Source organism: Chitinophaga sp. 01L420, assembly GCF_056399985.1.
In genome coordinates this window covers 1-8,961 of sequence record NZ_JBFTSK010000102.1, presented here as the reverse complement: position 1 = coordinate 8,961, position 8,961 = coordinate 1, and the positions used below count along the sequence as shown (strand labels likewise).

Annotated in this window: 7 protein-coding genes; 2 read left to right on the top strand and 5 right to left on the bottom strand. The window is 44.8% G+C overall.

The features are described 5' to 3' along the window. Nucleotides 1-4,648 (bottom strand): immunoglobulin domain-containing protein (locus tag AC1DP6_RS36225; protein WP_477059267.1); only part of this gene is annotated, 4,648 nt, incomplete at its 3' end. A gap of 492 nt (nt 4,649-5,140) precedes the next feature. Between AC1DP6_RS36225 and rpmI the strand changes: the two genes are divergently transcribed. Both rpmI and rplT read left to right on the top strand, forming a co-directional pair. Continuing rightward, a complete protein-coding gene (gene rpmI, locus AC1DP6_RS36220; RefSeq protein ID WP_079471802.1) occupies nt 5,141-5,338 on the top strand; it encodes a 50S ribosomal protein L35 in 198 nt (65 codons plus the stop codon). Nucleotides 5,339-5,386: 48 nt separating this feature from the next. Then, the gene (rplT, locus tag AC1DP6_RS36215) at nt 5,387-5,731 is read left to right on the top strand and encodes a 50S ribosomal protein L20 (protein ID WP_106531095.1); all 345 of its coding nucleotides are present in this window, start codon (nt 5,387-5,389) and stop codon (nt 5,729-5,731) included. Between the two features lie 3 nt (nt 5,732-5,734). Here the strand turns inward: rplT and ispE are convergent, their stop codons facing one another. The 4 genes from ispE to AC1DP6_RS36195 all read right to left on the bottom strand — a co-directional run. Continuing rightward, on the bottom strand, nt 5,735-6,544 hold the full coding sequence (ispE, locus tag AC1DP6_RS36210; RefSeq protein WP_477059266.1) for a 4-(cytidine 5'-diphospho)-2-C-methyl-D-erythritol kinase: 810 nt from the start codon (nt 6,542-6,544) through the stop codon (nt 5,735-5,737). A 74-nt stretch (nt 6,545-6,618) separates the two neighbouring features. Further along, complete coding sequence (locus tag AC1DP6_RS36205) at nt 6,619-7,218, bottom strand: bifunctional nuclease family protein (protein WP_441578415.1); 600 nt, start codon at nt 7,216-7,218, stop codon at nt 6,619-6,621. A gap of 190 nt (nt 7,219-7,408) precedes the next feature. After that, nucleotides 7,409-8,380: an electron transfer flavoprotein subunit alpha/FixB family protein gene (locus AC1DP6_RS36200; RefSeq protein WP_477059265.1), complete on the bottom strand. Its 972-nt coding sequence runs from the start codon at nt 8,378-8,380 to the stop codon at nt 7,409-7,411. A 36-nt stretch (nt 8,381-8,416) separates the two neighbouring features. Beyond that, the coding region (locus AC1DP6_RS36195; RefSeq protein ID WP_477059264.1) for an electron transfer flavoprotein subunit beta/FixA family protein at nt 8,417-8,961 on the bottom strand (545 nt) is incomplete at its 5' end.

The window sequence follows — 8,961 nt, the reverse complement described above, 5'->3', positions numbered from 1 at the left end:
TGATCCAGGGTTGCTTGCCACCTACGATGGTCCATGCACCGCGTGCACCCAATCCGGCTGGAATGTTAGCCGTCATGTTGAAGATAGAATCATTACAATGTTTCTGATCTGCACCWGCAACTGCTWTRGAAGGAAYYTCATAGTTGGTCAGTTCCACCATATCCGTAGTGGCCGTACAGGTACCATTGGTGATGGTCCATACCAGTGACACGGTATGTCCWGCCAGCACGGTCACYTTGGTGGTATTTAAWGTAGTATCAGCAATMGTGATCCAGGGYTGCTTGCCACCTACAATAGTCCATGCACCGCGTGCACCCAATCCGGCTGGAATGTTAGCCGTCATATTGAAGATAGAATCATTACAATGYTTCTGATCTGCACCAGCAACTGCTATGGAAGGAATCTCATAGTTGGTCAGTTCCACCATATCCGTAGTGGCCGCACAGGTACCATTGGTGATGGTCCATACCAGTGACACGGTATGTCCTGCTAGCACSGTCACCTTGGTGGTATTTAAAGTAGTATCAGCAATTGTGATCCAGGGTTGCTTGCCACCTACGATGGTCCATGCACCGCGTGCACCCAATCCGGCTGGAATGTTAGCCGTCATGTAGAAGATAGAATCATTACAATGTTTCTGATCTGCACCAGCAACTGCTTTGGAAGGAATCTCATAGTTRGTCAGGTCCACCATATCMGTAGTRGCCGYACAGGTMCCATTGGTGATRGTCCATACCAGTGACACGGTATGKCCTGCGAGCACCGTTACCTTAGTCGTATTTAAAGTAGTGTCAGCAATCGTGATCCAGGRTTGTTTACCTCCTACGATGGTCCATGCACCGCGTGCACCTAATCCCGCCGGACTGTTAGCCGTCATGTAGAAGATAGAATCATTACAATGTTTCTGGTCCGCACCGGCAGCCGCAATGGAAGGAAGCTCATAGTTAGTGAGATCCACCATATCCGTAGTAGCCGTGCAGGTACCGTTGGTGATGGTCCATACCAGCGACACGGTATGTCCTGCCAGTACGGTCACTTTGGTGTTATTTAAAGTAGTATCAGCAATAGTGATCCAGGGTTGCTTGCCACCTACAATAGTCCATGCACCGCGTGCACCCAATCCGGCTGGAATGTTAGCCGTCATATTGAAGATAGAATCATTACAATGTTTCTGATCTGCACCAGCAACTGCTATGGAAGGAATCTCATAGTTAGTCAGGTCCACCATATCAGTAGTGGCCGCACAAGTACCATTGGTGATGGTCCATACCAGTGACACAGTATGTCCTGCGAGTACTGTCACCTTAGTCGTATTTAAAGTAGTATCAGCAATCGTGATCCAGGATTGTTTGCCACCTACAATAGTCCATGCGCCATATGCACCATATTCAGTCGGCTTGTTAGCCGTCATGTAGAAGATAGAATCATTACAATGTTTCTGATCTGTACCGGCAGTCGCTGCTACTGGTTTTTTGAAGTTGGTAATAAACATGGTATCCGTTGTTGTTAAACAAGGACCATTCGCAATTGTCCAAAACAAAGTAGCGGTATCACCAATATTTACTTTTACAGTAGCATTAGGCAGGGTAGGGTTGGTGATAATTGCATTTGAATTCCAGGTAGTCCACAAACCATTAACACCAGGTACTCCTGTTGTGTTACCATTTAGCTGGAAGTCAGTAGCACGTTCACATGCCCGTTGATCCACATTTGCATTTGCTTTATTCGGTTGAGCAAATACTTTTACTGTCACAGAAGCACAGGCAGTACTGGCACAAGGGCCGGTGCTTGGTGCCATCACAAAGTAAGTAGTGGTAGCGGTAACATTATTAAAGGTAACAACAGAGCTGTCTGCATTGGAAGAAGCAGGGTAAACACGTTTGCTGCCTGGATCGCCAGGGCATGCACCGGTATACCATTTCCAGGTGGCCGCTTTACCAGTAGAGTCTTTTCCAAGCGAACCGCCAACAACAGTTAATGTAGTACTACCGCTTACGCATATACTATCTACAGATGCAGTTACACTTGCAGGAGCTTTAGACGGTTCTTCCACAGATAATGAGAAGTAGACCGTTGTATTACATCCATTCAATGAATCTTCTTTCGCAGAAAGTACAAAATCATAATTGCCGGCAGGCGTTCCTGCAGGCAGTGGTACCGTAAAGGAACCTGTCGGAGTTGTAACAGGCCACACACCAGTTATTTTTGTAAAGCCCGGCATCTTTCTGGTAGCTAATGCGGCGGGGTTCACATCCAATACATAGTTCAGGATAGTTCCTGTTTGACTATTATAGGATACTGTAAATGTGGTGGCGGTATTACATACCGGTGCGGCAGTTACTTTAACGGTAGGAGGGTTCTTAACCGTCAACTTGATGATACTGGAAGTAGCACCAGCACATACACCGTTGGAAATGCTCCAGACGAGTTGCACTGTCTTAGGACGGGTAGCACCAAGAATAGTAGCGATCGCATTGTATGCTGTGTCGTAATTCAACGAAACATCCGCAGCGGTTGTACCTGCTCCTAATGTCCATTTACCTTTTTCGCCAACGCCTGGTTTGGTAGCATTCAGCTGGAAAGTAGTGGTACCACATTGTACGGAATCTCTACCAGCATTGCTTGGTGTAAGCGGTTTGGTATTGATCAGTGTAACTCTGTTGGTATCAGTACAGGCAGCCAGCGCTTTATTGGTAATCACCCAGAAGAGATGAACGGTATCTCCGGGTTGTACGCCTGTAACGGTGGTTTGCGGGTTAGTGGTATTGGTGATCACCTCCAGTTTATGAGCGCCATCAAACATCCAGGTACCCTGCTGATCTGCCGGAGGTGTACTTCTCTTAATAGTGAAGTCCGGTATATTACATTGTCTGTAAATGGTATCCGCATCTGCGTTGGGTACGGATCTGACATTGACAGATACCGTATCGTAGGCATTACAGGTATGATTATTCAGTGCAATCGTATATTGCTGCGTACCTACGGCCGGGGGGGTATGGTTTAACGATACATCGCTCAGGTTACCGATATTGGTACCATTATATTGCCATCTCCAGGAGATACTATCTGCCGGAGCGCCTGCGTGGGTTTGAGTGAGATTGATTGTTTTACCCAGACAGATATCGGTAGGTGTAGCCGTCATATCCACAGTCGGCTTCAGATCCACAATCACATTGGCATAACCGGTGTCTCTACATTGCCTGGGCGATTTTGTGACACTATTCCATCCATAGTCTGCAATACCGATAGCAGCAAAGGTGGTATTGACCAAAGGATACGCAGTCATCTTAGGGCCCTTGATAATGGGCAGCGTTTGCCATTCATAGGTGCTGTATCCTCCATTGGCCGTTAATATCACGGAATCACCTATACATATCCTGCCTGAGGAAATAGTTACTTTCGGTTTGGGCAGTACGGAAATTTTTGTATACAAAGATGGAGAAGCACAGTTGCTGGGGTTATCCTTTTCCAGGATATTCACCCGGAAATAATAATCCACAATCTGATTGGGATCTCCTTTCAGTGTTCCTACCGGAAAAGTAAGTACATCTGTGTTAATGCCTGTAACGCCGGCTGGAAAAACAGAAACGGCGGGCCAGTTGAGTGTATCTTTGGTGAATTGCCACTGGTAAGTAGGATTGGTAAAATAATCCAGCGGGCTATATACTGCTTTAATAGTAACAGGGGCTCCCTCACACAACGAATCCGCCCTTAAAGGCGGCTTTGCTTGTCCATCAATAAATGAATAGATATAAGGACTACAATATTTGAAACTAATATCATCAATGGCGATGTCATTACCGCAATCCCCCAGTTTGTCATTTAGAATGCTCAGGGTTACGTTAGTTACATTCGCCGGTGTTTTAAATGCGCCTCCATATTCCTGCCAGGTGGGTGCATCCAGGTTCATGGATACATCATAGGTTTTAAATCTGGCAAGCACTGTTCCGGTAGCATCATCTGTGATCTGGAAGGTAACACCTGCATAGTGGTATCCATCCGCGTTACCGGATGCACAGGTAGAGTTAAATACCTCCTTACTATTGACGTTCATAAACCAGGCACTGAAATTATACATAGAGCCTGGACATACCGGAACAGCTTTTTTAACAAAGAATGTTTTTTTCTCAACAGCTGAGTTAGCGAGCAACATGCCGCCTACTCTGGCAGGGTTTGTATTCGGTGTGTGATCGTAAGCTTTCACCCATTCTGATCGGATCTGCGTGTGCCAGAAAACAGTGTAACTATTATCCGCAAAGTTAGGATTGCTGCCACTACCGTTGGTATAAGTAACATAGTTGTATCCGGTAGGACTTGGAGGCACGCTGGAGTTGCTGACACTATTAGCAGCACCTGTCGGAAACGTACCAAAGTTTTCCAGGAAATCTCCCACGCCTGTATTTTGACCCAGGCAGGTGGCCATCGAGCAATCCTTTACATATATACTTTTAGAAACGGTGGTTTTGACTCCATTGACATACCCGACGGCCTTGATAGTATATTGTCCTTTATCAAGGAATTGTATCGTCAGCGCATTCTTGTTACTAGGTGCCTCCGGCTTCTGACCAAGCAATTTAGGGCTCAGATCAGGATTCCGCTGGCTGGCGTATAGGATATTATAGCTCCCTCCTGTAATGGTCCAATCCACTGAATCAGGGACTTTGCTGTCTTTCCACCAGTAGGAGGAATAAAAAGGTTAATAGTCGTTTCATAGGTGCAAGCAGTTAAGTAAAAAAAGTATCAGGTCTGGTAGTCGGTTTTCTACTCAGTCCTATTGTTCCTCAACTCTTTACATCGATAGAAATAACCGGCGAGGGATTTCCGGTCCATGTTGGGTAATGTGTAAAATGATTTCATAGGCGTCAGGTGTTTATACATGGTATGGCTAAAATATATAATTAAATTAAGATTAAAATTATAAATAATATAGAGAAATAAAAAAAGTGTTATTATTTATAATATGATTAAGCACGAGATAAGTTGGAAAGAGTGTCAGCGGAAAATTGATAGTCAATCGCTTGTGGAGGGGTAAAAAAATATTAATAAGTTATCCACATTCCGGATGGGCGTTTAATTATTTGCACAAGACTGTGCTTTATTGAATTATTTTCTTACCTTTGCAGACCAAATTTGATGTAAGATGCCCAAAGTAAAGACACATTCCCGTGCCAAGAAAACGTTCAAGGTTGGTGGGAACGGACAGATTAAGCGGTTCATGGCCTTCAAAAGCCACTTACTGACTAAAAAATCTACGAAAAGAAAACGTAGCTTAAGAGGTAGTACGCTGGTTCACGAAGCAAATCTTAACCTGGTTAAGAGAATGCTCGGAATGCGCTAGTATCTGTCAAAAGAATCGAATTTTATAACCTGAGAAAAAACAAAGCAAATGCCTCGTTCAGTTAATGCCGTAGCTTCAAGAGCCCGGAGAAAAAGGATCTTAAAGCAAGCCAAAGGCTTCTACGGTAAAAGAAAAAATGTTTACACAGTAGCGAAGAACGTTCTTGAGAAAGGACTTACTTACAGCTATGTTGGTCGTAAATTAAAGAAAAGAAACTACCGCCAGCTGTGGATCGCCCGTATCAACGCTGCTGTTAGAGCAGAAGGGTTGACCTATTCTGTGTTTATGAACAAATTAGCTGGTAAAAACATCGACCTGAACAGAAAAGTTCTGGCTGATCTGGCTATGAATGAACCAGAAACTTTCAAAACACTGGTAGCTTCTGTAAAGTAAGACTTACCTGATAGTAAATACCCGATAGCTGACATCCCACAAGATGTCAGCTATTTTGTTTTTAGGAAAGATGCCCAACAAAGCGGAGCCACTCCCGCTCATCGTGGCATATACCGCTCCCGCTGCATATAATTGCCCCTTTATTTTTGCCAGCGCCGGATGTGCTTCAAACACCGGACCTTCAAAATCATTGGTGATCCTGTTTTTCCACTCCGCCACCGGTAATTGTATGACGTCACTTAAGCCATAAGCAGGGGCTTTAGGTGTTAACTGTTTAAAAGCCCAGCCAGTATTCACATGAATACCCGGATGTACTAACAGGAATGAATATCCGGAAAGGTCCAGCGTAATAGGGGTCATTATTTCACCCCGACCAGTACCAAAACAGGGCTTGTTGATAATAAAAAACGGGCAATCACTTCCCAGTTGCGCCGCATAGTCTACCAGCGCCGCTTCCGTTAGCCCCAGCTGAAATTTCTGATTGATTAATTGCAGCATGAAAGCTGCATCAGCAGAACCACCGCCCAAACCGGCACCTATCGGTATATGTTTATGCAGATGAATGTTTAAAGGTTGTACCTGTGGAAAGTCCTGCTGCAACAAATGAAATGCTTTCAGACAAAGATTATCGTTTGCATTGCCAGGTACCGCAATACCGCTGCTTTCAAATTGCAACTCACGGTGTGTAATGGCTTCCAGCGCATCATAGACAGGCAGGGGGTAAAAAACAGTTTCCAGGTCATGAAAACCATCCGGGCGCTTATTGGTAATATGTAAGCCCAGGTTTATTTTACAATTGGGAAATACAATCATGTAACATTCATTGCATAGCAAAACAACAGCTACAGTCTTCAACTGCCGGCTGCATTGATTTTACTGAAAAGAAATTATTTGCTTTTGCGGCTGTTAATCTCATCGCGTATGGCGATGGCACGGATATAATCTTCCTGTTCCAATACTTCCTGTAACAGTGTTGTTAACTCCTCTACATTCATCGCTTTCAGGTCATCCTCTGCACCTTTTTCATGCTCTGAAATGGTAGGGGTTACCGGTTTGTTACTCTTCTTACCGGCAGGATCATCCAGTAAGATACCTGCACTGTTGAGAATATTCTCAAAGGTGTAAATAGGGCAGCCAAAACGAACAGCGAGGGCTAATGCATCAGATGTACGGGAATCTATCTCGATGGTTTCATCGTTATTGGAACAGATAAGCTTGGAATAAAAAATGCCTTCCTGTAAATTACTGATGACCACCTCTTGTAATTCTACATTAAAGGCGTTCATGAAGTTCTTCATCAGGTCATGTGTTAAAGGCCGGCTGGGTTGCATTTTCTCAAGAGCCACTGCAATCGCCTGCGCTTCAAAGCCACCAATCACAATAGGTAAACGGCGTAATCCATTTACTTCTCCCAGTACCACGGCATATGAATGAGTCTGCGTAATGCTGTGCGATAAAGCAACTATTTCCAGTTCTATTTTTCTCATATCTGTCTTGCGTTGTCGCTGAATAGTTTGTAAGACCGTGAAGTTAGAAAAATATTCCTTATCTAAAAAAAAGATATAATGATAAATGTCTAATATACAAATTACGAATTAAGAATTACGAATTACGGGATCAACACGATCTTAAAGTTCGAACCCGTAATTCGTAATTCTTAATTCGTAATTGACGGTCTTATCCTTCTTTAAATTTCTTCACTGCTTTTGTGAGCGCAGGCACTACTTCAAATGCATCACCCACAATACCATAATCTGCTGCTTTAAAGAAAGGCGCTTCCGGATCCTTATTGATCACTACAATCACCTTACTACCATTTACACCTGCCAGGTGCTGTATAGCGCCGGAAATGCCAATAGCGATGTACAGATTAGGCCTTACGGTTAAGCCGGTCTGACCCACATGCTCATGGTGTGGACGCCATCCTGCATCTGCAACCGGACGGGAGCTCGCTGTTGCTGCACCCAGGGCTTTCGCCAGATCTTCCAGTATACCCCAGTTCTCAGGTCCTTTCAGTCCGCGGCCGCCGCTGACAATGATTTCAGCTTCCGTTAACGGAATATCTCCACTCACGGTTTCTGTTTTTACCACCTTTACTTTAAAGTCCGCATCGCTGATAGCAGGTGTGAAAGCCTCTACAGTGGCAGATGCAGTACCCGGAGCTACCGGGAAGGTATTGGGTATAATAGCAATTACCTTGATATCAGATGTAATATTGATGTTGGCAAATGCCTTGCCGGAGAACACATTTTTCTTTACCACAAAGCCATTGCTGGTATCCGGATAGGAGATAGCTCCCGATACCAGACCCGCTTTGAGCTTAGCGGCCACTCTTGGCGCCACTGCTTTACCATCAAAATTATGAGGGAAGATGATCACCTTGCTGCCCTCTTTGCCTGCCGCTTCTGCAATAATCTTCGTGTATACAATACTTTCTACTTCATGTAAGCGGGCATCTGCAGCGTGTAATACCTTTTGTGCACCATAATTTCCCAGCACAGCCAGCTCATTGGCATCAACAGGGCCCAGCACCAGTGCTGTTGCTGTTGTACCCAGTTGCTCCGCTACTTTAGCGCCGTATTGGATGGCTTCCAGCGCCGCTTTCTTGATTTTACCCTGTGCCTGATCGGCAAATATTAATATAGACATGAATAATTTAATTAGTAGTTGAGAGATAGTTTACCCTTAGATCACTTTTGCTTCTTCATGCAGTAACTTCACCAGTTCTTCCACATTATCAGGACTGATGAGCTTAACGCCGGCTTTAGCCGGTGGCAGTTCAAAGCCTACTATGGCAGTAAGACTATCTGCAGCAACAGGTTCTACTACAGTCAATGGTTTGGTTCTCGCAGCCATGATGCCGCGCATATTAGGGATACGGGCTTCTGCCATTCCTTTCTGGCAGGATACTACTACCGGAAGTGATACTTCACATACTTCTTCACCGCCCTCAATTTCCCTGTTCACCGTAGCTACGGTACCATTCAGATCGAATTTAGCTGCAATGGATACATAGGGCAGTTCCAGCAGTTCAGCCACCATGCCACCTATGCCGGATCCGTTATAATCGATGGTTTCTTTACCGGTAAAAATAATATCGTATTGTTTGTCCCGGGCATGTGCYGCGATCTGGGACGCAATGTAATAACTGTCAGCACTATCTGCATTTACACGGAAAGCCTCATCGCCACCCAGTGCCAGGGCTTTGCGGATAACAGGATCACGATCAC

What these genes read in the sequence shown, in the direction of transcription:
- rpmI (WP_079471802.1), top strand. Translation starts at nt 5,141, where the DNA reads ATGCCCAAAGTAAAGACACATTCCCGTGCCAAGAAAACGTTCAAGGTT.
- rplT (WP_106531095.1), top strand. Translation starts at nt 5,387, where the DNA reads ATGCCTCGTTCAGTTAATGCCGTAGCTTCAAGAGCCCGGAGAAAAAGG.
- ispE (WP_477059266.1), bottom strand. Translation starts at nt 6,544, where the DNA reads ATGATTGTATTTCCCAATTGTAAAATAAACCTGGGCTTACATATTACC.
- AC1DP6_RS36205 (WP_441578415.1), bottom strand. Translation starts at nt 7,218, where the DNA reads ATGAGAAAAATAGAACTGGAAATAGTTGCTTTATCGCACAGCATTACG.
- AC1DP6_RS36200 (WP_477059265.1), bottom strand. Translation starts at nt 8,380, where the DNA reads ATGTCTATATTAATATTTGCCGATCAGGCACAGGGTAAAATCAAGAAA.